A 25,186-nucleotide genomic window follows, 5' to 3' on the forward strand; every position below is an offset into this window, starting at 1 on the left:
CGGCGGATGTCGACCTTTTCTCACGATCGCGGTGTGCTCCTGCTGGCCCGGGGCGACGAACTCCTGGTGGACGAGGTCGCCGGGGTCGCCGACGAGACCAGCGGGGCGCCCTGCGCCCCGGCCACCCGCTTCCAGATCGCCTCGATCAGCAAACAGATGGCGGCCGTCGCGGTGCTGCTGCTCGCCGAGCGGGGCGCGCTGCGCCTGACCGATCCCGTCGTGCGGTGGCTGCCCGACCCGCCGCCGGCGTGGTCCGGCATCACGCTTCACCACCTGCTCACGCACACCTCGGGCCTGGGCCACTGGGAGGAGCATCCGGCGGTCGACCTCGCCGCGCCGGCCGAGCCGGACGCCCTGCTCGCCGCGTTCGCCGCCGTGCCGCCGCTGTTCCGGCCCGGCGCGGCGTGGCACTACAGCAGCCCCGGCTACGTGCTGCTGGCCCGGGCTGTCGAGCGGGCCTCCGGTCGGCCGTACGCGGAGTTCCTCGCCGAGGAGGTCTTCGTGCCGTTGGGGATGACGGGTAGCTTCGCCGGACCGGGCGACGGGCGGCCGGACGTGGCGGTCGGGCACGAGGGCGGGCGGCCGGTGCCGTCGTGGGACCTGCGGACCGTGAGCATGGGCGCCGGTGACGTCTGGTGCACCGGGGCGGACCTGCTCACCTGGCTCGACGTGCCGCGCCGTGGCCGCCTGCTCGCCCCGGCCTCGGTGGCCGCGCTGACCGCGCCGCACGCGCCGACCGGCCGGCCCGGCGAGGCGTACGGATACGGGTTCTTCGTCGGCCCGCTGGCCGGCCGTCGGGCGGTCCACCATTCCGGGGACAACGGCGGCTACAAGGCGTTCGCCGCCTGGCTGCCCGACTCGGACCAACGGCTGGTGCTGCTGACCAACCAGGCCGAAATCGATCCGGCGGCGGTCACGTCGGTGCTCGACTCCGACCCTGCGTGATCCACACCAGCTCGGCGTGGTGGGGGTGTCCCGCGTGGTGTGATCCCGCCATCTCGGCGTGCCGGAGTGGATCAAGCGCCGAGGGCGCGCCGACCGGTTGGTCGACGCGCCCTCGGGGGCGAACCGGATGGATCAGGCGGTGAAGCTGATCCGGCGGCGGCGGGCCACCACGTACAGCACGGCGCCGGCGGCCAGCAGCAGCGTGGCGCCACCGGCGATGGCGCCCGCGGCCGGGCCGGTCACCGGCAGGCCGCCACCCTGGCCGGAGCAGTCCTCCGGCTGGGTGTACGGGATGGTCTCGGACTCCTCGGCCACGTCGTACCGCACGGTGACCTTGAGGCCCGGGTAGGCGTCGAACTCGACCGAGGCGGCCTTGCCCGGCTCGGAGACGAGCTTCTTGGTGACGCCCTTCTCGGTGGTGAGCGTGGCGGTGAAGGGGGCACCCGTCGCCGGGTTCTCCACGATGAAGGTCATCGAGTCGCAGTCCTGGTCCAGCTTGAAGATCGGCTCCGCCGGCGCGGCCGGCGTGGACGGGCTCGGCGGCACGGAGGCGGACGGCGTCGGGGTGGGCTCGGGCGACGTGGGCGACGGCGACGGCGACGCGCTCGGCGACGGCGAGGTCGCCGACGGCGACGGCGACGGGCTCTCCACCACCTCGCAGTTGCGGCTGGGCCGGGCCACGACGGTGCGCTCACCGTCGTGGGACTGGCGGCCCCGGTCCCAGTGCGCGCCCACGGTCAGCTTCAGCTCGGGGATTCGGCCGGTGAACGTGTGGGTCTGGGTGCCGGTCAGCGGCCCGTCGCCCTGCTTCTTCAGCTCCGCGCCCACGGCCAGGCCGCCGGTGATGTCACCGGGCACGGTGGATTCGAGCTTGGTGATCCGGCCGGAGATGTCACGCTCGCTGCTGATCACCGACCAGGTGACGGTGACCGTGCCGTCCTTGGTGGCGCAGTAGCTGCCGGACGGCTCGGGGTGGTGGGCGGCGGCCGGGGCGGCGACGACGGCCACGCCCGCGAGGCCGATCAGCGCGCCGGTGGTGAGGGCGGCGGCACGCCGGAGGTGGAGACGGTTCACGTCTTCTCCTGAGGAGGGGAGGATGGGAGAGGGCGGCGGCGGACGGGCCGAAATCGCGCGTCCGCACGGCAACCGGGGCAGACCCTAGCGAGATCGACACGACGGGCGTTACCGCGATCGACGGGTCGTAAAGGGTCCGTTATGGATCTGAGATCATTGATGTACGCCGGGTCACAGGTCGTTGCTCCGGGTGGTCGACCCGCCCGTTTCCGGCGTCGCGTAGCGTCGGGGGATGCGCAGGGATCACCGGTGACCCGGATCGTGGCCGGCACGCTCGGCGGGCGGCGGATCGCCGCGCCGCCCGGCGCCGGCACCCGGCCGACCTCGGACCGGGTCCGGGAGGCGCTGTTCAGCGCCGTACAGGCCGATCTCGACCTGGACGGGGCACGCTTCGCCGACCTCTACGCCGGCTCCGGCGCGGTCGGTCTGGAGGCGCTGTCCCGGGGCGCGGCGCACGTGCTGCTCGTCGAGTCGGACGCCCGGGCCGCCCGGGTGATCCGGGAGAACATCGCCGTGCTGCGGGCCGCGCCGGCCGCCCGCCTGGTCAGCGGCAAGGTGGCCGGGGTGCTCGCGGCCGGGCCGGACGGCGGGGCGTACGACGTGGTCTTCGCCGATCCGCCGTACGCGGCGCCGGACGCGGAGCTCACCGCGATGCTCGCCGCGCTCGTCGGCGGCGGCTGGCTCGCCCCGGACGCGCTCGTGATCGTGGAGCGGTCCCGGCGCACCGGCCCGGTCGGCTGGGTGGAGGGCATCACGCCGGAGCGCAGTCGCCGCTACGGCGAGACCACCCTTTGGTACGGTCGCCGATCATGAGACGTGCGGTCTGCCCGGGCTCGTTCGACCCGGTAACCAACGGTCACCTCGACATCGTCGGCCGGGCCAGCCGGCTGTTCGACGAGGTGATCGTCGGGGTGCTGGTCAACCAGTCGAAGCAGGGGTTGTTCACCGTCGAGGAGCGGATCAAGATGCTCCGCGAGGTGACCGCCTCCTACGACAACGTCCGGGTGGAGTCGTTCCGCGGCCTGCTCGTCGACTTCTGCCGCGACCAGCGGGCGAGCGTGCTGATCAAGGGCCTGCGGGCGGTGAGCGACTTCGACTACGAGTTGCAGATGGCCCAGATGAACGTCGGCCTGGCCGGGGTGGAGACGCTCTTCATGCCGACCAACCCGCTCTACTCGTTCCTCTCTTCCAGCCTGGTCAAGGACGTGGCCAAGTGGGGTGGCGACATCTCCGCCCACGTGCCGGACGTGGTCCGCGAGCAGCTCGTCACCCGCCTGCGCCCCTGACCCGCGACCGGGTCTCCGTCGACGGGCCCGAAGCGGCGACGCGCCGGCCGGGGGCGGGTGGGACGGGAGTGGTCGGCGCGCGACATGATGTGTGCAGCGCCGAAACCGGGCGCAGGCCGCATGATGGAGGGCGGCCGACGAGGACAGGAGTGAGGTACCGGTGGACCCGCTCGATCGCATCGACGAACTGATCGCCATGGTGGAGCAGGCCCGCTCCGTCCCGATGTCGCGCAACAACTGCATGGTCGACCGGGGCGAGATGATCGCCGCGCTCGACGAGATGCGCGCCGAGCTTCCCGCCGACCTGCGCCGGGCCGCCGCGTTGCTGGAGGAGCGGGACAAGATCATGGAGGCCGGCAAGCGTGAGGCCGACCGGATCATCAGCGAGGGTGAGGCGGAACACGCCCGGCTGGTGTCGGTGAACGAGATCACCGTCTCGGCCGAGCACGAGGGCGCCCGGATCATCGGCGAGGCGCGCGCCGAGGCGCAGCGCCTCCGCGAGGAGGTCGACGACTACGTCGACACCGCGCTCGCCAACTTCGAGCAGTTCCTCACCCGGGCGCTGGCCTCGATAGAGCGTGGCCGCGACAAGATGCACGCGCTGCGCGAGATCGGCACCTTCGGTGGGGACGAGGCCGACCGCCCGCTACCCTTCTGAGCGGCGCGCGGGCCGGTCGCCGACAGCCGGCTGCCGCCGGACCAGGGCGGGTGTGCCCCCGGTTCGACGGTCCGCCGGTCTCCCAGGTAACCTTTTTTGTCGGCCTCTCACCGGCCGGAGTCTGACTATGCCCAAACATTCGCCTCGCCAACTCGACCCCAGGGCGCCGCTGGTCCTCGACACGAGGGACCTGCCGCGTCGCCCTGGCGCGTTGCGTGAGCTCCGGCGGGTCGTGACGGCACCGGCGGACCTCGGCGTGGAGTTGATCGGCGTGCCGGAGGGCGCGGACCTCGACCTCGACCTGAGGTTGCAGTCGGTGTCCGAGGGCGTGCTCGTCTCCGGGACCGTCACCGGTCCCGTCCGGGGCGAGTGCGGCCGTTGCCTACGCGAGATCGACGACTCGGTGGCCGTGAACGTCCAGGAGCTGTACGCGTACGAGGACAGCACCACGGACGAGACGACCGACGAGGACGAGGTGGGCCGGATGCAGGGCGATCTGATCGACCTGGAGCCGGCGGTGCGGGACGCGGTGGTGCTCGCGCTGCCGACCAACCCGCTCTGCCGGCAGGACTGCCCAGGACTGTGCCCCGACTGCGGGGTGCACTGGGACGATCTGCCCGCCGACCACAGTCACCAGCAGATCGACCCGCGTTGGGCGGGCCTGTCGCAACTGACCCGTACAGAGGAGTAGGAACCGTGGCCGTCCCCAAGCGCAAGATGTCGCGCAGCAACACCCGCGCCCGCCGGGCGAACTGGAAGGCCTCGGTGGTGGCGACCGTTGCCTGCCCGCAGTGCAAGTCGCCGAAGCTGCCGCACGCCGCCTGCTCCGTCTGCGGCACGTACAACGGCCGCCAGGTCCTCGAGGTCTGACCTGGACGCCGAGTGACGCCCCCGACCACTTCTCGGGTGGCGCGCGCACCACGGCTGAAGCCCGGTGCCCCGGCTCCCTCCGCCGCCGGCCGTTCCTCGGCCGGCGGACCGTCGGAGCCGGGCACCGCGCGGATCGCCGTCGACCTCCTCGGCGGGGACGATGCTCCCGCCGTCGTGGTTGACGGCGCTCTGCGGGCGGTGCGCACCGACCCTGACCTGCGCCTGCTGCTCGTCGGCCCGACCGAGGCCGCCGACGGGCTGATCGGCGCGCTCGACTCGGCGCAACGCGCCCGGGTCACGGTCCGCCCGGTGCGGGCCGCCGTCGGCATGGCCGACGACCCGACCGCCGCGCGCGGCGAGAGCACGGTACGCACGGCCGTGCAGGCGGTCCACGACGGGCTCGCCGACGCCGTGGTCTCCGCCGGCTCGACCGGCGCCACCGTCACCGCCGCCGCGCTCGGCCTCGGTCGCTGGCCCGGGATACGCCGACCCGCGCTCGTCGCCACGCTGCCCGCCGTCGCGGGCCCGGTGGTGCTGCTGGACGTCGGTGGCACGCTCGAACCCGGCCCCGCCACGCTGGCCCGGCACGCCGTCCTCGGCGCCGCCTACGCGGCCGTGGCGCACGCTGTCACCGCGCCCCGGGTGGGGCTGCTCTCGGTCGGCCACGAGGCGGGCAAGGGCGACCGGCTCCGCCGTGCCGCCGACCCGGCCCTGGCCGCCGTGCCGCTGCCCTGCGGGGGCGGCTACGTCGGCCTGGTCGAGGGGTACGACATCGCCCTGGGCGCCCGCGCCGACGTGGTGGTGACCGACGGGTTCACCGGCAACGTCCTGTTGAAGGCGATCGAGGGCGCGTACGCGATGGCCGGCGGGCCCCCGGCGAACGGCGGCGTGCCGCGGGCGGCGGCCCTGCTCGGGGTGGCCGGCACGGTGGTGGTGTGTCACGGCGCGGCGGTCCCGGAGGACGTCGCCTCGGGCATCGCGCTCGCCGCCCACCTCTGGCGTCGCGACGCCGCCGGCACCGTCCGCGCGCTGCTCGCCGAGATCCCGCACGATCCCGCACCTGACCGCAACGACACCGAGGTAGCACCATGACCAACGAGAAGCGGCGGCGTGCTCCCGTCGGCCACCTGGAGACGGCGTTCGGGGTGTCGCTCGACCCGGAGCTGCTGGAGCGCGCGCTCACCCACCGCTCGTACGCGTACGAGAACGGCGGCCTGCCCACGAACGAGCGGCTGGAGTTCCTGGGCGACTCGGTCCTCGGCGTGGTGATCACCACCGCGCTCTTCCACAACCACCCGGACCTGCCCGAGGGGCAGTTGGCGAAGCTGCGGGCCAGCGTGGTCAACATGCGCGCGCTCGCCGACGTGGCGCGCGGCCTGGGCCCGGACGGGCTCGGCGCGTACCTGCTGCTGGGCAAGGGCGAGGAGGCCACCGGCGGCCGGGACAAGGCGAGCATCCTCGCGGACACGCTGGAGGCGCTGCTCGGCGCCATCTACCTCCAGTACGGACTGGACACCGCCGCCATCGTGATCCACCGGCTCTTCGACCCGCTGATGGCGGAGTCGGCCGGCCGGGGCGCGGCGCTGGACTGGAAGACCAGCCTCCAGGAGTTGACCGCCGCGCTGGGGCTGGGCGTGCCGGAATACCGGATCGAGGGCACCGGGCCGGACCACCTGAAGACGTTCACCGCCTGGGTCGTGGTGGCCGGCAACCGCTACGGCGGCGCGGAGGGGCGCAGCAAGAAGGAGGCCGAGCAGCGGGCCGCCGAGTCGGCGTGGCGGATGCTCACCGAGCAGGCGGAGGCCGCCGCGCGGGCCGAGGCCGCGACCGCTCCGGAGGGTCCGGCGGCGACCGCTCCGGACGCGGCGGCTCCGGAGGACGCGGAGGCGGGCGCCGGCCGTGCCTGAGCTGCCCGAGGTGGAGACCGTCCGGCAGGGACTGGCCCAGTGGGTCGTCGACCGGCGGATCACCGCCGTCGAGGTGCGCCACCCCCGGGCGGTACGCCGGCACGCGCCGGGCGGCACGCACTTCGCCGACGTGCTGGCCGGCCGGACGATCACCGACGTACGCCGCCGGGGCAAATACCTGTGGCTGCCGCTGGACAGCGGGGACGCGGTGATCGGCCACCTGGGCATGTCCGGGCAACTGCTGCTCCAACCGGTCGGCGCGGCCGACGAGCTGCATCTGCGGGTCCGGTTCCGGTTCGCCGACGACGGGCCGGAGCTGCGCTTCGTGGACCAGCGTACGTTCGGCGGGCTGTCGGTCTCGGCGGGCGGGGCGGACCTGCCGGCCGAGATCGCGCACATCGCCCGGGACCCGATGGACCCGGAGTTCTCCGACGCGGCGTTCGTGGCCGCGCTGCGCCGCAAACGCACCGAGATCAAGCGTGCGCTGCTCGACCAGACGCTGATCTCCGGGGTGGGCAACATCTACGCCGACGAGGCGCTGTGGCGGGCGAAGCTGCACGGCGCGCGGCCGGCCGACGCGCTGACCCGCCCGGCGGCGTTGCGCCTGCTCGGCCACGTGCGGGACGTGCTCGGCGAGGCGATCAAGCAGGGCGGCACCAGCTTCGACGAGCTGTATGTCAACGTCAACGGCGAGAGCGGCTACTTCGACCGGTCGCTGAACGCGTACGGCCGGGAGGGGGAGCCCTGCCCGCGCTGCGGCGCCCCGATCCGGCGTGAGGCGTTCATGAACCGTTCCTCCTACAGTTGCCCGCGGTGCCAGCCGCGTCCCCGGGGCGTCCTCCGGGGATGACCCCGAGCCGGCTCGGGGTTGCGCCGGTGTGCTGCGCCGTCCGGTCCCCGGCGGCGCGCCGGAACGTACCCGGAAACGCCCTTTTCCGCCCGACCGGCGCGGCCGGTTCCGGCCGGCTGGTGGGGTCAGCCCTATCGGGGAGGAGCCGGGGCCGTTCCCCGATGTCCGGGCCGCGCGTGCCTCCTAACGTCGGCAGACGTCGGCACGGGGCCGACGTCTGAAGGGGGAACCCGGATATGGGCAGGCGACCGGTGACCGTGCGGTTGGCGCGGTGGAGTGCGGAGCATCCCTGGCGGGCCATCGCGCTGTGGGTGGTGTTCGTCGCGGTGTGCTTCGTCGGCGGCAGCGCCGCCGGGCTGAGGGAGGCCAGCAACGCCGACCAGGCGATCGGTGAGTTCGGGCGGGCCGAGCTGATCGTCGACAGTGGCGGCTTCCACCAGCCGGCGACCGAGAACGTGCTGATCACCGCCCGCTCGGGGCCGCTCGACCCGGCCGCCGCGAAGGCCGTCGCGCGGGACGCGGCGGACCGGTTGCGGCAGGTCGAGGGCGTGGCCTCGGTCGGTACGCCGGTGTCGTCGCGGGACGGGACCGCGCTGTTGCTGCCGATCACCATGTCCGGCGACCCGGAGACCGCCGCGGACCGGGTGCAGCCGCTGCGCGACGCCACCGCGACGGTGCAGCAGGCCCACCCCGAACTGCGGGTGGAGGAGGTCGGCGGCCCGTCCATCGACAAGGCGCTCGACGAGACCCTCGGTAACGACTTCAAGCGGGCCGAGCTGCTCAGCCTGCCGGTGACGCTGGCGATCCTGATCATCGCGTTCGGAGCGCTGATCGCCGCCGGCGTGCCGGTGTTGCTCGCGCTCTCCTCGGTGGCCGCCGCGATGGGCCTCTCCACGCTCGCCTCGCACCTGGTGCCGGCCACCGACACCACGGCCAGCGTCATCCTGCTGATCGGCATGGCGGTGGGCGTGGACTACTCGCTGTTCTACGTGCGGCGTGAGCGTGAGGAACGGGCCAAGGGCCGGTCCGGCCTGGACGCGGTGGAGATCGCGGCGGAGACCTCCGGGCACGCCGTGGTGGTCTCCGGCACCGCCGTGATCATCTCGATGGGCGGCCTGCTGCTCGCCCAGGACGCGATCTTCTCGTCGCTCGCCGTCGGCTCGATCCTGGTGGTCGCGGTGGCGGTGATCGGCTCGCTGACCGTGCTGCCGGCGCTGCTGGCGAAGCTGGGCCGCTGGGTCGACCGGCCCCGGGTGCCGCTGCTGTGGCGGCTCACCGCCGCGCGCGGCAGCCGGGACGGGCAGCCCGCCCGGCCCCGGTTCTGGCCGGCCGTGCTGCGACCCGCGCTGCGCGCGCCGGTGGCCACCCTGGTGGTCTCGGTCGGGCTGCTGCTCGCCCTGGCCGCGCCCGCGCTCGGCATGAAGCTCAAGTTCCCCGGCACCGAGGACGTGCCGCGGACCACGGCGGCCATGCAGGCGTACGACCGGCTCGCCGCGGCCTTCCCGAGCAACGGCACCAGCCACACGGTGGCCGTGCGGGCCCCCGCCGACCAGGCCGACCGGGTGCACGCCGCGCTCACCGGCCTGGCCGGCCGGGCCGGCACCGACCCGCTCTTCGCGCCGGCCGAGGGGGACGGCCCGGAGATCCGGGTGTCGGACGACCGGCGGGTGTCGGTGCTGGAGGTGGCCACCCCGTACGCCAGCCGCTCGGACGAGGCGTCCCGGTCCCTGCACGAACTGCGCGACGACCTGGTCCCGGCGGCGCTCGGGGGCATCCCGGGCGTGGAGTACGCGGTCGGCGGCGGGGTGGCCGCCAGCGAGGACTACGCCGACCACATCTGGGCGAAGCTGCCGGTGGTCGCGGCGTTCGTGCTGGCGTTGACGTTCCTGGTGATGGCGTGGACGTTCCGGTCGGTGGTGGTGGCGCTCACCTCGATCCTGCTGAACCTGCTCTCCGCCGGCGCCGCGTACGGGCTGTTGGTGCTGGTCTTCCAGAGCCACTGGGCGGAGGGGCTGCTCGGGTTCACCTCGATGGACGCGATCGTCACCTGGTTGCCGCTGTTCCTGTTCGTGGTGCTGTTCGGGCTCTCCATGGACTACCACGTCTTCGTGGTCAGCCGGATCCGTGAGGCGGTCGACCGGGGCGTGCCCAACCGGGACGCGGTGGCGTACGGCATCACGTCCTCGGCCGGCGTGGTCACCAGCGCGGCCATCGTGATGGTCGGGGTCTTCTCGATCTTCGCCACGCTCAGCATGATCGACTTCAAGCAGCTCGGCATCGGCCTGGCGGCGGCGATCCTGCTGGACGCCACGATCATCCGGGCGGTGGTGCTGCCCTCGGTGATGACCCTGCTCGGCGACGCGAACTGGTGGGCGCCGCGCTTCCTGCGCCGCCGCTCGGCCACCCCGCCGCCCGAGCCGCCCGCCGCCCCGGCGCCGGAACTGGTCGCCGTCCCCTGACCGTCGGGGGGCCGGGCCGTCCCGGTCCGGCCCCCCGACACCCGGCCGACCCGGTCTCACGGCAGCGGGCAGGGTTCCCGCCAGGCGTCCAGCCGCCGGTCCTTGCGGATCGAGGCGAAGCCGTAGCCGACCGTGGTGACGCAGAACGCGGCCGGCTCGCCCGCGAACTCGACGTGGAACACCGGTTTGTGGGCGTCGGCGAACGGCAGCAGCTTCGCGCACTCGCGGCGGCGTACGCACTCCTGGTTGACCGCGAAGTCGAAGTCGGGGGCCAGCGCGGCCACCTGCGCCACGTCGTCGACCAGGCCGGGGGAGAGGTCGAACTGCCGGGCCAGCCCGGAAAGCCGGCGGTTGAACAGCAGTTGCTCGTCGAAACCCAGCGGGAAGCCGGAGCGACGCCGGTAGCCGTCCACGTCGGACAGCGCCACCGCGCCGAAGCCCTTGCCCCGGCACAGCCGGAACCGGTCGGCCAGCACCGGCGCGAGCGAGTCCCAGCGCCGGACGTCGAGCCACCGGCTCCCCGGCCGGCCCGGCACCGCCGCGCCGCGCACCACGGCCGGGAAACGGGCGGCGTCCGGGTCGCCGGCCGCGGACGTGCCGGCCCGGACGAGACAGACCAGCCGGCGGCCACGGGCGCGGAGCGAGGCGGTCTCGGTGGAGGTGGTCCGGACCGGGTCGAGCAGGAAGACGTCCGCGTCGACCGCGACGTCCACCGGGCCGGTGACCTGCCACTGCCACGTCCAGCGGGTGGCCATCCCGGTCGGCCAGGAGGTGGGCGCGCCCGGCGGCACGGTGACCTGCTCGCGGCAGGCCGGCACCGGGGCGACGAGCAGCGCGGTCAGCGCCAGTGCCACGCCCCGGCGCGGCCCGCGTCGGCGGACGCGGGCCGGCCGGGAGCGCGGCACGGCGCACGCCGGCCGGATCCGCATCGACCGCTCCCCGGACGCGGGCGGCCCGACGCCGCCCCCGACCGGTCAACGAGCGCCGGCCCGGTCACGACGCGCCGGTCAGCGGGGCGTGCCGAAGTCCTGCGTCCAGTACGGCCCGTTGCTGCGCGCCACGCCCACCCCGATCTGGGTGAACGTGCAGTTCAGGATGTTGGCCCGGTGACCCTCGGAGTTCATCCAGGCGTCCATCACCGAGGCCGGGCTCTGCTGGTTCCAGGCGACGTTCTCGCCGTACGCCCGCCAGGCGTAACCGACCCGGTCGAGCCGCTGGCCGACGTCGCTGCCGTCGCTGCCGTCGTGCGTCATCTTCTTGTGGTCGGCCTGGTCCTGGCTGTGCCGCTGGGCGGCGAGCGTCAGCTTGGTGTCGACGCTCAGCGCCTTGCAGCCGGCCTTGGCCCGCTCCTGGTTCACCAGGTCGACGACCTGCTGAAGCTCGGCGCTCAGCTCGCCCGAGGAGGAGGTGGTCCGGGCGGCGGTGCTGCTCGGCGCGCTGTTCCGGTCCCGCTGCCGCGACGGTGCGGTGGTCCGGCTCGGCTTCGGCGTGACCTTCCTCGTCGGGCTCGGCTTCGGCTTGCCCGTGGTCGGCACGGCCGACGGGCTGGCCGATTCCGGGACGAGCGCGTCGGCGGGGGGCGCGCTCGCGGTCTGCTCCGGCCCGTCCGGGGCGACGGCCAACGGCGCGTCGGCGGCGGTGCGCTCGGCCGGACCGTCGCCGTCGGGCAGCAGCACGGCACCCACTCCCAGGCTCACCACGAGGGTCGCCACGGCGGCGGCCCCACCGATCACGAGCGGACGGGACAGGCGTCGCTTCGGGCGGTGGCGGCTGCCGTCGACCGGGGCGTCGGTCACCGGCTGCCAGGCCGTGTCGGGCCGGTCCCAGCCGCCGGTCGGCTGCTCCTCGCCGTTCCAGCGGTCCCGGCCCGGCTGCCCGGCGCCGACCGGCTCGAACGGCGCCGGGTGGCCGTACGCCGGGTGCCCGGCGTCGTATCCGGGCTGGGCGTGGCCGTATCCGGGCTGCGCGGCGTCATACCCCGGTCGTGGGGCGTCGTATCCCGGCTGCGCGACGTCGTATCCCGGCTGCGGGTGGCCGGCTCCCGGCCATGCGGCGGTCCGATCGTGGTCCGGCCACGCCTCGGTCGGGCCGGCGTCGGGAGCCGGGCCGTATCCGTAGCCGCCGTATCCGTAGCCGCCGTATCCGCCGGTGTCGCCGTATCCGCCGGTGTCGGCGTACCCGCCGGGCTCGGGCGCGGGCGGGTGGGCCGGCTGGTCCCCGAAGAGGTACGACGACTGCGGCTCGGGCCGGCCGGTGTGCCACGCCGCACCGTTGTCGGTCGGAGACGGCTCGGGGCGCCGGGAGGCGTCGTCCGGGTCGATCGGGTCGGTCCAGCGGTACACGCCTGTCCCCTCCACGGGTCGGTGGTAAGCCGGGGTGACGCTACGGGCGCAGCCGAAGCTGCGGCAACGTGGCTAAGAAAGAGTTAAGGCGAAGCAGGCGGAAGGGTGAGGTGTTCCGACAATCCCGGGCGTACAGTGAAGGCGTCCGGACAGAGCGTGTCCGCGCCCTTGTGGCAGCCCCCCGACGAGTGGCCCGGCCGACGTGGAGATGATCTACGGCCTGCGCCAACTTGACGAACGAGGGGGGTTCAGCTCAATATGTAGGTGTCGCCAGTCGCGCCCAGCCACGCCCTGATATCTCGGGAATGGCAGCCGCGAACATCATGGGCGCGCGTTGGCCGGCCTTTCCGGCAGCGCATATCGAGGAGTTCAGCATGGCGAAGGCCCTCTACGGCCACGTAGGTGCAGCGTCCGACCGGCGTCTGCTCGACGAGGTCACCCGACTGCGGTCCAGGGTTCAGGCACTGGAGTTCGAGATCACGCGGCTGCGTGCCGAGAACGATCGGCTCGCGGCGGCAGCGGCGGAGGCCGACGACCTCCTCCGTCTCGCCGAGCCCGCGCTGACCTGAGTTCCGGTCGTCGGAAAACTGAATCGCACCACACCGAAAAGCGCGCCGACACTTCAGTGCCGGCGCGCAGCCATGTGCGTACCCGTTTTGTCGCCGACCGCAATTATCGATCTTGTCGGCGGTTCCGGGAATTGCGTCCGGAAATTGTGATCTTGCGGTTTCGGCGCGCGACGGCGGCGGTGCGGTTACGCACGCCGGGTGGGTCGCGTGCCGCCGGGGTCCCGGTCCCGGGTTAGTCTGCGGGTTCACCAGGTCCGCGCAGCCGGCGACGGTACGGCGGCCACCGGACGAGGATCGAGAAGGTGCATCTCAAGAGCCTGACGGTCAAGGGCTTCAAGTCCTTCGCCTCCGCCACGACGCTGAAGCTGGAGCCCGGGATCACCTGCGTGGTGGGCCCGAACGGCTCCGGCAAGTCGAACGTCGTCGACGCCATCGCCTGGGTGCTCGGCGAGCAGGGCGCCAAGGCGCTGCGGGGCGGCAAGATGGAGGACGTCATCTTCGCCGGCACCGCCGGGCGGGCGCCGCTGGGCCGGGCCGAGGTCACCCTCACCATCGACAACACCGACGGCGCGCTGCCGATCGAGTACACCGAGGTCTCCATCACCCGCCGGATGTTCCGCTCCGGCGAGAGCGAGTACGAGATCAACGGCGACTCCTGCCGCCTGCTCGACATCCAGGAGCTGCTCTCCGACTCGGGCATCGGCCGGGAGATGCACATCATCGTCGGGCAGGGCCGCCTCGACGGCATGCTGCACGCCAAGCCGGAGGACCGGCGCTCGTTCATCGAGGAGGCGGCAGGCGTCCTGAAGCACCGCAAGCGCAAGGAGAAGGCGCTGCGGAAGCTCGACGCGATGCAGGTCAACCTCAACCGCCTGACCGACCTCACCGCCGAGCTGCGCCGCCAGCTCAAGCCGCTGGGCCGGCAGGCCGAGGTGGCCCGGCGCGCCGCCGCCATCCAGGCCAACCTGCGCGACGCCCGGCTCCGGCTGCTCGCCGACGACCTGCACACGCTGCGGACCACGTTGGACAAGGAGATCGCCGACGAGACCGCGCTGCGCGACCGGCGCGAGCAGATCGAAGGCGAGCACGGCGAGGTGCAGGGTCGCCTCGGCGAGTTGGAGGCGGCCCTGGCCGAGGACGCGCCGCTGCTCGCGGCGGCGCAGGACACCTGGTACCGCCTCTCCGCGTTGCAGGAACGGTTCCGCTCCATCGAGCAGCTCGCCCGCGAGCGGCTGCGCCACCTCAGCGCCACCGGCGACGACGAGCGCCCCGGCCGTGACCCCGAGCAGTTGGAGGCGGAGTCGCGGCGGGTCCGCGAGCAGGAGGAGGAACTGCGCGCCGCGCTCACCGAGGACCAGGTCCGGCTCGCCGAGGCGGTCGAGCACCGGCAGGAGCTGGAACGGCAGCTCGCCGCCGCGGAACGGGAACTGGTCGCCGCCGCCAAGGCCATCGCCGACCGGCGCGAGGGGTTGGCCCGGCTGACCGGCCAGGTCAACTCCGCCCGGGCCCGCACCACGAGCGCGGGCGAGGAGATCGAACGGCTCGCCGCCGCGCACACCGACGCGCTCGGTCGCGCCGACAAGGCGCAGGCCGACCTGGACGCGGTGGCCGAGCAGTCCACCGAGGCCGACCGGGACAACGCCGACCTGGACGCCCGGCACGCCGAGGCGGTGGCCGTGCACGAGCAGGCCCAGGCGGCGGTACGCAGCCTGACCGACGGTGAGCGCGCCGCCGAGAAGGACGCCGCCACCTGGAAGGCCCGCGAGGAGGCGCTCTCCCTGGGCCTGCGTCGCAAGGACGGCGCGGGAGCGCTGCTGTCCCGCGCCGACCAGGTGCCCGGCCTGCTCGGCAGTCTCGCCGGCCTGCTCACCGTCGCCCCCGGCGACGAGGCGGCACTCGCCGCCGCGTTGGGCGGGCTCGCCGACGCGGTGGCGGTCACCGGCGTGGACGAGGCGGTCGAGGCGATGCGACTGCTCAAGATCACTGATGCCGGGCGGGCCGGGCTGCTCGTCGGCAGCCCCGCCGGGCCGGGCATGGACGGTTCCGCCGACGCGCTGCGACCGAAACTGCCGGCGGGCGCCCGGTGGGCGCCGGACCTGGTGGAATGCGCCGCCGGCATCCGTCCCGCCGTGCACCGGGCGCTGCGTGACGTGGCGCTCGTCGACGATCTCGCCGCCGCGGCCGAGCTGGTCGCCGCCAACCCGGAACTGCGCGCGGTCACCCCGGACGGTGACGTGGTCGGTGCGTACGCGGCGGCCGGCGGATCAACCAGGGCGCCCAGCTTCATCGAGGTGCAGGCCGCGGTCGAGGAGGCCCGGACCAACCGGGCCGCCGCCGAGCACGCCGCCGCCGAGCTGCGCGAGCAACTGGCCGAGGCGCGGGCCGAGGTGACTGGCGCCAAGGAGGCGGTGCAGCACGCCGCCGCCGCCAGGCGGGAGGCCGAGAGCCACCGCAACGCCGCCGCCCGACGCCTCGCCGAGCTGGGCGCGGCGGCCCGGTCGGCCCGGGCGGAGACCGACCGCCTCGGCGAGTCCCGGGCCCGCGCCGAGGCGGCCCGGGCCCGTGACCTGGAGGCGCTCGCCGAGCTGGCGGAACGGCTGCGGCTGGCCGAGGTCACCCCGATCGACGCCGAGCCGTCCACCGAGGAACGGGACCAGCTCGCCGCCATGGTCCCACCGGCCCGGCAGAACGAGATGGAGGTCCGGCTCGCGGTGCGTACCGCCGAGGAACGGGTGGCGTCGATCGCCGGCCGGGCCGACTCGCTGGCCCGGCAGGCGACCGCGGAGCGGGCCGCGCGGGAACGCGCGGCGGCCCGGCGCGCGGCCCGCACCCGCGGCGCCCAGATCGCGCGCGCCGTGGTCGGCGGCGCCCGGGAGGCGCTCACCCGGCTCACCGTCTCGATCGCCCGGGCCGAGGAGCACCGCGACGCCGTGGCCCGCGAGCGCGCCGCCCGCGAGGCCGAGCTGTCCGAGGTACGCGGCGCGGCCAAGCGACTCGCCGCCGAGCTGGAACGGCTCACCAGCCAGGTCCACCGGGACGAGGTGGCCCGCGCCGAGCAGCGGCTGCGCATCGAGCAGTTGGAGGCCAAGGCCGCCGAGGACTTCGGCCTGGACGTGGCCACGCTCGTCGCCGAGTACGGCCCGGACCAGCTCGTCCCGCCCACCGACGCGGACGTCGCGCTCGCCGAGTCCGACGGCCGGCCGGTGCCCGAGCCGGTCCGCTACGAACGGCCGGTGCAGGAGAAGCGGGCCGCCAAGGCGGAGCGGGAGCTGGCCCTGCTCGGCAAGGTGAACCCGCTCGCGCTGGAGGAGTTCGCCGCGCTGGAGGAGCGCTTCAAGTTCCTCTCCGAGCAGTTGGAGGACCTGAAGGCCACCCGGCGGGACCTGCTCACCGTGGTCAAGGACGTGGACGAGCGGATCCTGGAGGTCTTCGCCAGCGCGTTCGAGGACACGGCGCGGGAGTTCGAGCAGGTCTTCACCGTGCTCTTCCCCGGCGGGGAGGGCCGGCTCGTGCTCACCGAGCCGGAGGATCTGCTCACCACCGGCGTCGAGGTCGAGGCCCGGCCGCCGGGCAAGAAGATCAAACGGCTCTCGCTGCTCTCCGGCGGCGAGCGGTCGCTGACCGCGGTGGCGATGCTGGTGGCGATCTTCCGCGCCCGGCCCAGCCCGTTCTACATCATGGACGAGGTGGAGGCGGCGCTCGACGACGTGAACCTGGGCCGCCTGATCACCCTGCTGGCACAGTTGCGGGAGAAGAGCCAGTTGATCGTGATCACGCACCAGAAGCGGACCATGGAGATCGCCGACGCACTCTACGGCGTGACCATGCGCAGCGGCGTGACGCAGGTGATCAGCCAGCGGCTCAACCGGGCCGAGGACGACGGGCAGGAGACAGACGAGTGAGTCGGGAACGCGCCACGGCGCTCCTGGTGGACTTCGACGGCGTGCTGCGCCGCTGGGACCCGGCGGTGGCCGCCGGCGTCGAGCGGGAGTACGGGTTGACCGAGGGGGTCCTCGGTGAGATCGCGATGTCCTGGGGGCTGCTCCAGCCGGTGCTCGTCGGGCAGATGAGCCACGCCGCGTGGATGGCGAGCGTGGCCGACGCGCTGACCCCGTCGGTCGGCGACCCGGCCCGGGCCCGCGCCGCGGTCGACGAGTGGCAGCGCTACCGCGGCGAGGTTGACCCCGACGTGCTCGCGTTCGTCCGGGAGGCGCGGGCCGCCGGCATCCGGGTCGGGCTGGGCACCAACGCCACCGACCTGCTCGACGCCGACCTGGCCGCGCTGGGCCTGACCGACGAGCTGGACGTGGTGGTCAACTCCTCCGCCGTCGGCGTGCACAAGCCGGCGAAGGAATACTTCCAGGTCGCCTGCGCGGCGCTGGACACCCCGCCGGCCCGGGTGCTCTTCGTCGACGACGAGGACCGCGCGGTGGCCGGCGCCCGCGTCGCCGGCCTCTCCGCGCACCGGTGGAGCGGGCCGGCCGACCTGCGCTATCTGCGGGCCGCGCTGGCGTACTGAGCACGCCTCAGTCCGGGGCGGGGCGGGGCGGTGTTTTGCCGTGCAGGGCGTCGGTGAGTCGTTGGGCCAGATCGTCCGGGAGGGTGCCCTTCCCGTCGAGCACCGTTCCGACATAGCCGCGCAGCACCCGGCTGAAGTTGACGTACTGCGGCGAGACCGGCCGGAGCCGAGCGGTCTTGATCGCTTCCAGCAGCAGCGGAAGGTACGGGTACTCGTTCTGGATGTCCACGTCCTCGTAGACGGCGGCCCGGGTCGCGGCGAAGCCACCCTTCTCGAAGAGCGTCCGCTGGCCCTGCTCCCCGGTGAGATATTCGATCAACAGTTGGGCGGCCCGGGGCTGTCTGGTCTGCCGGGCGATCGCCAGGTTCTGGCCACCCAGCACGCTCGGCCCGGGCAGGGCCGCGACGCCGACCTTCTTCGCCGCCTCCGCCATCGCTCCCTTCGGGGCGGCCGACGACGGTGCCGACGTGGCGTCGTCACCCACCAACTTGCGGTACGCGACCGGCCAGTTGCGCATGAACGCGACCTGCCCGTCCGCGAACGCCTGCCGGCTCTGTTCCTCGGTCTGCTGCCCGCGCTCCTTGCCGAACGCCACGGACGGCCCGGCGTCGGACGGGGTCAGTGGCTTCAGCGCGGCGGCCAACCGCGTGGGGTCGATCGAGGCGTTCCCCTGATCGTCGACGCGCAGGTCGCCGCCGTGCGCCCAGAGGGCCTCCAACGCGTTGACGGTCAACCCCTCGTAGTCGCCGAGCTGGCCGGCGTAGCCGGCGGTGAGCCCGGGCGTCCTCGAAAGCAGCCGGGCCGACTCGGCCTCGATCTCCGGCCAGTCGAACGGGGGTTTGAGCCCGAGGTCCTTGCGGTAGTAGAGCAGCCCGGCGTCGGTGTTGAACGGCAACGCCCACAGCCGGTCACGGTAACGGCAGGTGCGCAGCGGCTGCTTGAGGAACACGTCGTCCGGCCGGTCGGCCAGCCTGGCCTCGTCGATCGGGCGCAGGAGGTCCTTCTCGGCGAACGCCGCGGTCCAGGTGACGTCGAGGTTGAACACGTCGATCTCCCCGCCGTCGTCCTTCCCCTTCTTCTCGCCGCGGTTGACCATCTCGGCGTACTGGGCGTCCGCCGTCTCGGACAGGGAGATCATCTTGGCCTGGTTGCCGGGGTTCGCCGTGTTCCAGAGGTCGATGAGAAACTGCCGCTGCTGGCCCTTGCTGTCGTCTCGGCCGGTGAGGATCAGCAGGTCACCCGGCTCCGGGCTCGTGGGCCCGGCGACCCTCCAGACCAGGACGGACGTCAGCGCGACCACCAGCGCGCCGCTGATCAACCCGAGCCCGAACGCCCACCACCAGCGTCGCCGCTCGTTCCGTGGCATCGAGCCGGTGCTCGGCGTCCGTGGCATCAGTCCACTCCCTTCCACAGCGCGGTGAACAACCCGTCCAGTGTCCCGTCGAGACGGTCGGTCCGGGTGTCGTAGCAGTCGCCGCCGGTGCCCTGAGCGAGGCGGTCGAGCGGCGAGCGGGCGCAGGTCGCGTCCCCCACCGCGAGGACGTAGAGGCGCACGCCGGCAAGTTCCGTCACGGTGGGCGGTCGCCGTCCGCTGGTGTCCCTGCCGTCGGTGACCACCACGAGCGCGCGCAACGCCTCGCCGCCGCCGTTGCGGAGTTGCGCCGCGCCCTCCTGGATGGCCTGGTGCAGCGGGGTGTCGCCGGAGGGCCGGATCCGCGCGACCTCGGCACCCAGGCGGCCGGCGCCCGCAGCGTTCTTCGGCCCGATCGGCACGATCTGCCGGGCGTTGGCGGCGACGCTGGAGAAGGTGAGGAGGCCGAACTCGTCCCGCGCGCCCACCCGCTTCAGCGACCGTTCCACCCCGTCCACCGCCACCCGGAACCGGCTGCGCCGCCGGTCCTCGCTCGGCTCGCGCATCGAGCCGGACGCGTCAAGCGCGACAAGCACCCGGCCCGGCCGGTGCGCCTTCCGGTAGACCTCTCGGACCTCTTCCTGCTCGTCGGGGTCGAGCTCGCTCAGGTCCCGGTTGTTGCCGAACGGCCAGTCGAACATCGCGCCGTGGGTGCGGTCCACCGGCGTGGTGGCCGACACGCCCGGCGCCCGCAGGCCGACCCGGAGCAGCGCCTGTTGACCCTCCTCCTCGTCGGACAGCCACCGGGCGAAGCTCGACGCCCCGGCCCGGACGGCGGGGCTCTGCACCGCGTCCGGCCAGTGGAGCCGGGTGACCGTGCGGAAGACCACGTGTGAGTCGGACGGATAGAACGCCTGCAGCCGTTCGGGCGCCGGTGGCGTCTGCTGGGCCGGGCAGCCGGCGCCCAGCGGCCGGCCCTGGTTGTAGCGCACCAGATCCTGCTCGGTGAGGATCACGGCCGGTGCGCCGACCCCCGAGGTGGCGACCGGGGTGGCCGCCGCCCGGGTCCGCTGCCGGCAGAGCACGGCGAGGTCGTCACCGATCGGGTACGAGCCGGAGTCCAGCGCCTGGTCCACCCACCGCTCGACGTCCTGCCGGGCCACCGACGGTGACGCCAGCCTCCGGTCACCGCCGTAGAGCGCGTGGGTGGCCAGGCGGGCGGGGGCCGACACTGCCGGGTCTCCGCGTACCACGCCGTTGCCAGCGGCGAAGCTGCCGAACAGCGCCAGCCAGGTCTTGCCCATCCGGCGATCACCGTCGACGACGCCACCGGCGGCGACCTGAGCCTGCGGTACGCCGAGCACCACCGGCGACGCGGCGATCTCGTCGGTGTCCTCGATCAGGCTCGCACCGGCCTGACCCAGCCGGGCCACGTCGTCCTCCGATTCCGGCAGCCACAGGTCCGGGTGCGGCCCGACGTCCTGAAGGTAGGAACGACCCGGCTGGCCGGGCGGGGTCCAGTTGGCGCCGATGCCGGCCCGCACGTCGTCGGCCGCCGCGGGATAGAGATAGAGCCGGGCCAGCGGGCAGCCCCGGTGCTGCCGGGCGGACCACTGCTCGAACGCGTCCGCCACCTCCTGGTAGGAATCGAGGGTCGTGGCCGAGGTGGCCACCCGCACCATCGGCGGTTGGAAGCAGCCGGCTTCGGCGGCCCCGACCGGGCCGGCATGGCCGACGGCGCCGCAGAGGAGCGCCCAGAGCACGAGGGCCGGCACGACGACCCGGCGTGGCAGCGAGCCGCGGCGGCCCGTCACCACGGCGGCCAGGCGCCCGGGTCGACGGCGCGGTGGTGGGGGCGGCGGCACCCGACCCGCCCACGCCACCCGGATCACCCCCTCCTTCCGGTAGACCGAGAGCGTGGGCCGCTGCCGGGTGCGCGCCTCGGCGACCCGGTCGGTGACGTACTGGTGCAGTTCGTCGGTGTCGACGACCCCGTCGCCGTTGCGGTCGGCCCGACCGGTGCGCAGCCCCTCGACCACCGCCCGGGTGAACACGCCCTGCCCGTCCCGCTCGAAGCTGAGCTCGGTGCCGGCGCAGGCAGTGATCACCACGTGGCCGCGCCCCTGGAACGGCACGGTCAGGTCGGTGGCGCGTGCGCCCCGGGCCCGCGCGTCGTGGGCGAAGGCGCCGCTGTAGCAGCAGTCGAGCAGCACGACGATCTGCTTCGCCCGGCTGTCCGCCATCTGGTGCCGGATGTCGGCGGCCGACAACGCGGTCGCCCGGATCAGGTGGCTGTCGTGTTCCGAGTCGCGTGCGGCGAAGAACAGGTCACCGCGTGCGTCCTTCAGCCCGTGCCCCGAGATGTGCAGGAGCAGCAGGTCGTCGGGCTCGACGTTGTGGAAGAAGACGGCGACGGCCCGGCCGATGTCGTGGACGGTGCGGTTGCGCAACACCCGTACGTCGTCGAAGGCGCCGATCGCCGGGTGCTCCAGCACCTCGCGGAGGGAGTCCGCGTCCGCCACGGCGCCGGGGAGGGAAGCGAACTGAGGATCCGTGTACGCCTCGTTCGCGATGATCAGCGCGCGTCTCATCGATCCGGTGGGAACACCCGGTCGACGAACGCCTCGATCAGCCGGCGCTGCTCGTCGGGGGTCGCGTTCTCCAGGACCAGCTCGTTGTCGCCGATGCGCACCTCGACCCGGCCGCGACCGCGCCGCCGCTGCCAGTCCCCGACGACGCGGAGCACGTCGACGACGAGGTCCGACTGGGCGGCCAGGGCGGCGAGCAGCGTGCCCAGCTCGACGAGTTCGCCGCCCCGGGCGCCGTCCGGCGCGACCGTGGCCGACGTCGCCGGGCGGACCGAACGGACGCCGTCGAGCTGGTGCAACTCCCGGCGCAGGCGGCGGGAGGCTTCCTCGGTCGAGTCGTTGTCGTCGTCGAAGGTGACGAACCGACTCACCACTGTGTCCATCAATCGAAGATTATCAGCCTTCCGCAAACCGGCGGTGACCTTCCGTGCACAGTGGTGGGTACGCGCCGACCGGGCGGCCCGTGGTCACGCCCCGGCCGCCGGCGGGGTTCCGGTGGGGCGGATCAGGAGCCGGTGACGCCGTCGATGCGTTCCCGGATCAGGTCGGCGTGGCCGTTGTGCCGGGCGTACTCCTCGATCATGTGCACGTAGACCCAGCGCAGGCTGATGTCACGGGTGCCCCCGTCGGGCCGGGTGTGCGGGAACGTGTGCTCCAGCGGCAGGTCGGCCACCGCCCGGTCGGCCGCCTCGATCTCCTCGACCAGGGTGGCGAACGCCTCGGCCGGGTCGGCGTCGGCGATGTCGTTGAGATCGGCGTCCGGGTCCTTGTCGTAGTCGTACATGTCGGGCAGCTTCTGGCCGGTGGCGCGGACGCGGAACCACCAGCGCTCCACGTCGGCCATGTGCCGCACCAGCCCGAGCAGGGTCAGCCCGGACGGTTCCACGCTGCGGGTGCGCAGTTGCTCGGCGGTCAGCCCGGCGCACTTGTGCCGCAGCGTGTCGCGGTGGGTGTCGAGCCAGCCCTGCAGCATGGCGCGCTCGTCGGCGATGAAGGGCTCGTGGCGGCGGTCGACGTCGGGTGCTCTCCAGGTCATGGTGCGGGATGTTAAGCGGGGGCCCCTATACAACGCTATGCGTTAACCGGGGCCCCCTCCTTACCCCTCATCAGGGGACGACGACGACCGGCCAGCGGCCGGTGCGGACCAGGCGGGTGGCGACCGAGCCGACCAGCTTGTGGCCGGCCTGCTCGGAGGAGCCGACCACCACCAGGTCGGCCCGGTGCTCGTCGGCGGCCCGGCACAGCTCGGCGTGCGCGTCGCCGCGCCGGCACAGGAACGTCACCGGCAGGTCCAGCTCCTCGGCGCCGCGCCGGCACTCGGCCCGCAGCTCGTCGGCCAACTCGTCGTGGGTCTGCTGCACCGCGCCGGCCACCACGCCGGACATGATCCCGCCGTACGGGGGCGGCGAGCTGACGAACACCACCACCAGCCCGGCGCCCTGCCGGCGGGCCAGCCCGGCCGCGTAGGAGGCGGCCCGCAGCGAGGTGCGGGTGCCGTCCACGCCGACAAGCACCACCCGGGGCCCGTCGGTGCCCCGCTCGAACGGCAACGGCCGGGCCTGCGGGCCGTACCGCTCACGCTCCGGTGCGTCCATCGCCTCAGTCCCGCCCGCCGGTCCGGATCACCACCGCGTCGTTGCCGGCGGCCACCGTCGACTCCCGCTCGACCTCGCCCGCGACCGGGTCGTGGTTGGTGCGGCGCAGCGGCACCTCCCGGATCAGCACCACGGCGATCAGGGCGAGCAGCCCGAACGGGGCGGCGGCCAGGAAGATGTCGCCGGCGCCGTGCCCGTACGCGGACTCCACCACGGCGCGGATCGGCGCGGGCAGCGCGTGCACGTCCGGCAGCGCGCCGCCGCCACCGGAGCTGGACGCCGGCACGCCCAGCCGGCTCAGTCCGTCGGCCAGGTAGCCGGTCACCCGGTGGCCGAGCAGCGCGCCGAGCGCGCTCACGCCGACCGCGCCGCCGAGGCTGCGGAAGAAGGCCACCACCGAGCTGGCCGCGCCGAGCTCGTGCGTGCCGACGGTGTTCTGCACGGCCAGGACCAGGTTCTGCATGGTCATGCCGAGGCCGAGGCCGATCAGCGCCATGAAGATCGCGAGCCGCCAGTACGGCGTGTCCTGGCGCATGCTGCCCATCAGCGCGAAGCCGGCGGTGAGCAGCGTCGAGCCGGTCACCAGCCAGCGCTTCCACCGGCCGGTGCTGGTGATGATGCGGCCGACCACGGTGGAGGCGACGAGCAGGCCGCCGATCATCGGCAGCGTCATCAGTCCGGCCATGGTCGGGCTCTCGCCGCGGCTGATCTGGAAGTACTGCCCGAGGAAGACGGAGGCGCCGAACATGCCGACGCCGACCGCGACGCTGGCGACCACGGCGAGCGTGATGGTGCGGTTGTGGAACAGCCGCGGCGGGATCATCGGCTCGGTGGCACGCTGCTCGACCCGGACGGCGAGTGCCCCGAGCAGGATCGCGCCGGTCACCATGGCCGCGCTGGTCCAGGAGATCCAGTCGTACTTGTCGCCGGCCAGGGTGATCCAGATGAGCAGCACCGAGACGGCGGCGGTGATCAGGGTGGCGCCCCACCAGTCGATGGTCACCGTGCGCTTGACCACGGGCAGGTGCAGCGTCCGCTGGAGCACGATCAGGGCCAGCACGGCGAACGGCACGCCGACGTAGAAGCACCAGCGCCAGCCGAGCCAGTCGGTGTCCACGATCACGCCGCCGATCAGCGGGCCGCCGATGGTGCCGACCGCCATCACCGCGCCGAGGTAGCCGCTGTACCGGCCGCGCTCGCGCGGGACGATCATCGTCGCCATGATCACCTGGGCCAGGGCGGTGAGGCCGCCCGCGCCGACGCCCTGCACCACGCGGCAGGCGATCAGCTCGCCCGTCGTCTGGGCCTGCCCGGCCAGCACCGAGCCCAGCACGAACACCACCAGGGCGAGCTGGACCAGGATCTTCTTGCTGGTCAGGTCCGCGAGCTTGCCCCAGATCGGGGTGGTCGCGGTGGTCGCCAGCAGGGTCGAGGTGACGACCCAGGTGTACGCGGACTGGGTGCCGTGCAGGTCGGTGATGATCCGCGGCAGCGCGTTCGAGACGACCGTGGAGGAGAGGATCGCGACGAACATGCCCAGCAGCAGGCCGGAGAGCGCCTCCAGGATCTGCCGGTGGGACATGTCGACGGCGGTCGCCCGGGTGGGCGCGGTCGCCTGGGTCATCGTGGAGTGCCTCCGAAGGGGAAAGGTGGAGCGTTGCCTCAGGCAACCGTATGGTTTGGTTGCCCAAAGCAACAACCTCGGGTGGTGTGCGTCCTATTCCCTCGCGGCGCAGGTCAGAACGTCTCGTTGAACCGGTGCATCAGCCGGGCGAAGTCCGCCACGTCCTCTTTCGGCCATTCTTCAAGCGAACGCCGGATCTGGCCCAGCCGGGCCGCCCGCGCGCCGTCGAACCGCCGGGTGCCCTCCTCGGTGAGGCTGAGCTGGGCGGCCCGCCGGTCGGTCGGGTCCGGATCCCGCCGGACCAGGCCCAGCGCCTCCAGGCCGCCGATCTGCCGGCTCAGCGTGCCCTTGCCGATGCCCAGCTTCACGGCCAGGTCGGTGAGGCGGATCTGCCCGGAGCGGCGCAGCCACAGCAGCAGCCCGTAGGCGTTCGGCTCCAGGTTCGGGTGGACCTCGCGGGCGATCTCCCAGGACAGCGCCCGGCCGCGACGCAGCAGCGCGGTCAGTTCGTCTTCCACGGCGCGCAGCGGCTCGTCCACGCTCAGAGGA

Annotated in this window: 23 protein-coding genes; 13 read left to right on the forward strand and 10 right to left on the reverse strand. The window is 73.6% G+C overall.

Annotated features, from left to right (window positions below):
- Positions 1-6: 6 nt before the first annotated feature.
- Positions 7-945, forward strand: coding sequence for a serine hydrolase domain-containing protein (locus O7619_RS10760; protein WP_282287350.1), 939 nt, complete (start codon positions 7-9; stop codon positions 943-945).
- A 132-nt stretch (positions 946-1,077) separates the two neighbouring features.
- Here O7619_RS10760 and O7619_RS10765 read toward each other — a convergent pair whose 3' ends face one another.
- Positions 1,078-2,019: a cell wall anchor protein gene (locus tag O7619_RS10765; protein WP_282287351.1), complete on the reverse strand. Its 942-nt coding sequence runs from the start codon at positions 2,017-2,019 to the stop codon at positions 1,078-1,080.
- Between the two features lie 249 nt (positions 2,020-2,268).
- Between O7619_RS10765 and rsmD the strand changes: the two genes are divergently transcribed.
- The 9 genes from rsmD (at position 2,269) to O7619_RS10810 (ending at position 10,049) form a co-directional block, all read left to right on the forward strand.
- Complete coding sequence (rsmD, locus tag O7619_RS10770; protein ID WP_282287352.1) at positions 2,269-2,832, forward strand: 16S rRNA (guanine(966)-N(2))-methyltransferase RsmD; 564 nt, start codon at positions 2,269-2,271, stop codon at positions 2,830-2,832.
- The gene (coaD, locus tag O7619_RS10775) at positions 2,829-3,305 is read left to right on the forward strand and encodes a pantetheine-phosphate adenylyltransferase (RefSeq protein WP_282287354.1); all 477 of its coding nucleotides are present in this window, start codon (positions 2,829-2,831) and stop codon (positions 3,303-3,305) included. The genes rsmD and coaD overlap by 4 nt, the downstream gene beginning before the upstream one ends.
- A 160-nt stretch (positions 3,306-3,465) precedes the next feature.
- Positions 3,466-3,963 carry a hypothetical protein gene (locus tag O7619_RS10780; protein ID WP_281584485.1) on the forward strand — a complete coding sequence of 166 codons (498 nt, stop codon included), beginning with the start codon at positions 3,466-3,468 and terminating at the stop codon, positions 3,961-3,963.
- A 127-nt stretch (positions 3,964-4,090) separates the two neighbouring features.
- Positions 4,091-4,654 (forward strand): YceD family protein, encoded by a 564-nt coding sequence (locus O7619_RS10785; RefSeq protein ID WP_282287358.1) that lies wholly within the window; start codon positions 4,091-4,093, stop codon positions 4,652-4,654.
- A 5-nt stretch (positions 4,655-4,659) separates the two neighbouring features.
- The gene (rpmF, locus tag O7619_RS10790) at positions 4,660-4,833 is read left to right on the forward strand and encodes a 50S ribosomal protein L32 (RefSeq protein ID WP_089156974.1); all 174 of its coding nucleotides are present in this window, start codon (positions 4,660-4,662) and stop codon (positions 4,831-4,833) included.
- Positions 4,834-4,887: 54 nt separating this feature from the next.
- Positions 4,888-5,925, forward strand: a complete 1,038-nt coding sequence (locus O7619_RS10795) for a phosphate acyltransferase PlsX (RefSeq protein WP_282288760.1) — start codon at positions 4,888-4,890, stop codon at positions 5,923-5,925.
- Positions 5,922-6,740: a ribonuclease III gene (rnc, locus tag O7619_RS10800; RefSeq protein WP_282287364.1), complete on the forward strand. Its 819-nt coding sequence runs from the start codon at positions 5,922-5,924 to the stop codon at positions 6,738-6,740. Before O7619_RS10795 ends, rnc begins: the two co-directional genes overlap by 4 nt.
- Positions 6,733-7,590, forward strand: coding sequence for a bifunctional DNA-formamidopyrimidine glycosylase/DNA-(apurinic or apyrimidinic site) lyase (gene mutM / locus O7619_RS10805; RefSeq protein ID WP_282287366.1), 858 nt, complete (start codon positions 6,733-6,735; stop codon positions 7,588-7,590). The genes rnc and mutM overlap by 8 nt, the downstream gene beginning before the upstream one ends.
- A 236-nt stretch (positions 7,591-7,826) precedes the next feature.
- Positions 7,827-10,049 carry an MMPL family transporter gene (locus O7619_RS10810; RefSeq protein WP_282287368.1) on the forward strand — a complete coding sequence of 741 codons (2,223 nt, stop codon included), beginning with the start codon at positions 7,827-7,829 and terminating at the stop codon, positions 10,047-10,049.
- A 56-nt stretch (positions 10,050-10,105) separates the two neighbouring features.
- Here O7619_RS10810 and O7619_RS10815 read toward each other — a convergent pair whose 3' ends face one another.
- Positions 10,106-10,978: an endo alpha-1,4 polygalactosaminidase gene (locus O7619_RS10815; RefSeq protein WP_282287370.1), complete on the reverse strand. Its 873-nt coding sequence runs from the start codon at positions 10,976-10,978 to the stop codon at positions 10,106-10,108.
- Positions 10,979-11,056: 78 nt separating this feature from the next.
- Positions 11,057-12,406 (reverse strand): CAP domain-containing protein, encoded by a 1,350-nt coding sequence (locus tag O7619_RS10820; RefSeq protein WP_282287372.1) that lies wholly within the window; start codon positions 12,404-12,406, stop codon positions 11,057-11,059.
- A gap of 359 nt (positions 12,407-12,765) precedes the next feature.
- Here O7619_RS10820 and O7619_RS10825 point away from each other — a divergent pair, with 359 nt between their 5' ends.
- The 3 genes from O7619_RS10825 (at position 12,766) to O7619_RS10835 (ending at position 17,479) form a co-directional block, all read left to right on the forward strand.
- Positions 12,766-12,960, forward strand: coding sequence for a hypothetical protein (locus O7619_RS10825; protein WP_208813216.1), 195 nt, complete (start codon positions 12,766-12,768; stop codon positions 12,958-12,960).
- Positions 12,961-13,262: 302 nt separating this feature from the next.
- Positions 13,263-16,862 (forward strand): chromosome segregation protein SMC, encoded by a 3,600-nt coding sequence (gene smc / locus O7619_RS10830; RefSeq protein ID WP_282287374.1) that lies wholly within the window; start codon positions 13,263-13,265, stop codon positions 16,860-16,862.
- Positions 16,859-17,479: an HAD-IA family hydrolase gene (locus O7619_RS10835; protein ID WP_282287376.1), complete on the forward strand. Its 621-nt coding sequence runs from the start codon at positions 16,859-16,861 to the stop codon at positions 17,477-17,479. The genes smc and O7619_RS10835 overlap by 4 nt, the downstream gene beginning before the upstream one ends.
- A gap of 7 nt (positions 17,480-17,486) precedes the next feature.
- On the opposite strand, the gene O7619_RS10840 is transcribed toward O7619_RS10835, so the two are convergent.
- From O7619_RS10840 to O7619_RS10870, 7 genes are all read right to left on the reverse strand, one after another.
- Positions 17,487-18,872, reverse strand: coding sequence for an extracellular solute-binding protein (locus O7619_RS10840; protein WP_282287378.1), 1,386 nt, complete (start codon positions 18,870-18,872; stop codon positions 17,487-17,489).
- A complete protein-coding gene (locus O7619_RS10845; RefSeq protein ID WP_282287379.1) occupies positions 18,872-21,421 on the reverse strand; it encodes a caspase family protein in 2,550 nt (849 codons plus the stop codon). Before O7619_RS10845 ends, O7619_RS10840 begins: the two co-directional genes overlap by 1 nt.
- The gene (locus tag O7619_RS10850) at positions 21,418-21,801 is read right to left on the reverse strand and encodes a hypothetical protein (RefSeq protein WP_282287381.1); all 384 of its coding nucleotides are present in this window, start codon (positions 21,799-21,801) and stop codon (positions 21,418-21,420) included. Before O7619_RS10850 ends, O7619_RS10845 begins: the two co-directional genes overlap by 4 nt.
- Before the next feature lie 122 nt (positions 21,802-21,923).
- Positions 21,924-22,454: a DinB family protein gene (locus tag O7619_RS10855; RefSeq protein ID WP_282287383.1), complete on the reverse strand. Its 531-nt coding sequence runs from the start codon at positions 22,452-22,454 to the stop codon at positions 21,924-21,926.
- A 70-nt stretch (positions 22,455-22,524) separates the two neighbouring features.
- On the reverse strand, positions 22,525-23,013 hold the full coding sequence (locus O7619_RS10860; RefSeq protein ID WP_282287385.1) for a universal stress protein: 489 nt from the start codon (positions 23,011-23,013) through the stop codon (positions 22,525-22,527).
- A 4-nt stretch (positions 23,014-23,017) separates the two neighbouring features.
- Positions 23,018-24,637, reverse strand: a complete 1,620-nt coding sequence (locus O7619_RS10865; protein WP_282287388.1) for an MDR family MFS transporter — start codon at positions 24,635-24,637, stop codon at positions 23,018-23,020.
- 113 nt (positions 24,638-24,750) lie between these two features.
- The gene (locus O7619_RS10870) at positions 24,751-25,176 is read right to left on the reverse strand and encodes a MarR family transcriptional regulator (protein ID WP_282287390.1); all 426 of its coding nucleotides are present in this window, start codon (positions 25,174-25,176) and stop codon (positions 24,751-24,753) included.
- Between the last annotated feature and the right edge of the window lie 10 nt (positions 25,177-25,186).

Origin of the sequence: Micromonospora sp. WMMD998 (assembly GCF_029581235.1) — a bacterium.
Lineage (GTDB): Bacteria > Actinomycetota > Actinomycetes > Mycobacteriales > Micromonosporaceae > Micromonospora.

What these genes read in the sequence shown, in the direction of transcription:
- O7619_RS10760 (WP_282287350.1), top strand. Translation starts at nt 7, where the DNA reads ATGTCGACCTTTTCTCACGATCGCGGTGTGCTCCTGCTGGCCCGGGGC.
- coaD (WP_282287354.1), top strand. Translation starts at nt 2,829, where the DNA reads ATGAGACGTGCGGTCTGCCCGGGCTCGTTCGACCCGGTAACCAACGGT.
- O7619_RS10785 (WP_282287358.1), top strand. Translation starts at nt 4,091, where the DNA reads ATGCCCAAACATTCGCCTCGCCAACTCGACCCCAGGGCGCCGCTGGTC.
- rnc (WP_282287364.1), top strand. Translation starts at nt 5,922, where the DNA reads ATGACCAACGAGAAGCGGCGGCGTGCTCCCGTCGGCCACCTGGAGACG.
- O7619_RS10810 (WP_282287368.1), top strand. Translation starts at nt 7,827, where the DNA reads ATGGGCAGGCGACCGGTGACCGTGCGGTTGGCGCGGTGGAGTGCGGAG.
- O7619_RS10815 (WP_282287370.1), bottom strand. Translation starts at nt 10,978, where the DNA reads ATGCGGATCCGGCCGGCGTGCGCCGTGCCGCGCTCCCGGCCGGCCCGC.
- O7619_RS10825 (WP_208813216.1), top strand. Translation starts at nt 12,766, where the DNA reads ATGGCGAAGGCCCTCTACGGCCACGTAGGTGCAGCGTCCGACCGGCGT.
- O7619_RS10840 (WP_282287378.1), bottom strand. Translation starts at nt 18,872, where the DNA reads ATGCCACGGACGCCGAGCACCGGCTCGATGCCACGGAACGAGCGGCGA.
- O7619_RS10845 (WP_282287379.1), bottom strand. Translation starts at nt 21,421, where the DNA reads ATGAGACGCGCGCTGATCATCGCGAACGAGGCGTACACGGATCCTCAG.
- O7619_RS10850 (WP_282287381.1), bottom strand. Translation starts at nt 21,801, where the DNA reads ATGGACACAGTGGTGAGTCGGTTCGTCACCTTCGACGACGACAACGAC.
- O7619_RS10855 (WP_282287383.1), bottom strand. Translation starts at nt 22,454, where the DNA reads ATGACCTGGAGAGCACCCGACGTCGACCGCCGCCACGAGCCCTTCATC.
- O7619_RS10860 (WP_282287385.1), bottom strand. Translation starts at nt 23,013, where the DNA reads ATGGACGCACCGGAGCGTGAGCGGTACGGCCCGCAGGCCCGGCCGTTG.
- O7619_RS10865 (WP_282287388.1), bottom strand. Translation starts at nt 24,637, where the DNA reads ATGACCCAGGCGACCGCGCCCACCCGGGCGACCGCCGTCGACATGTCC.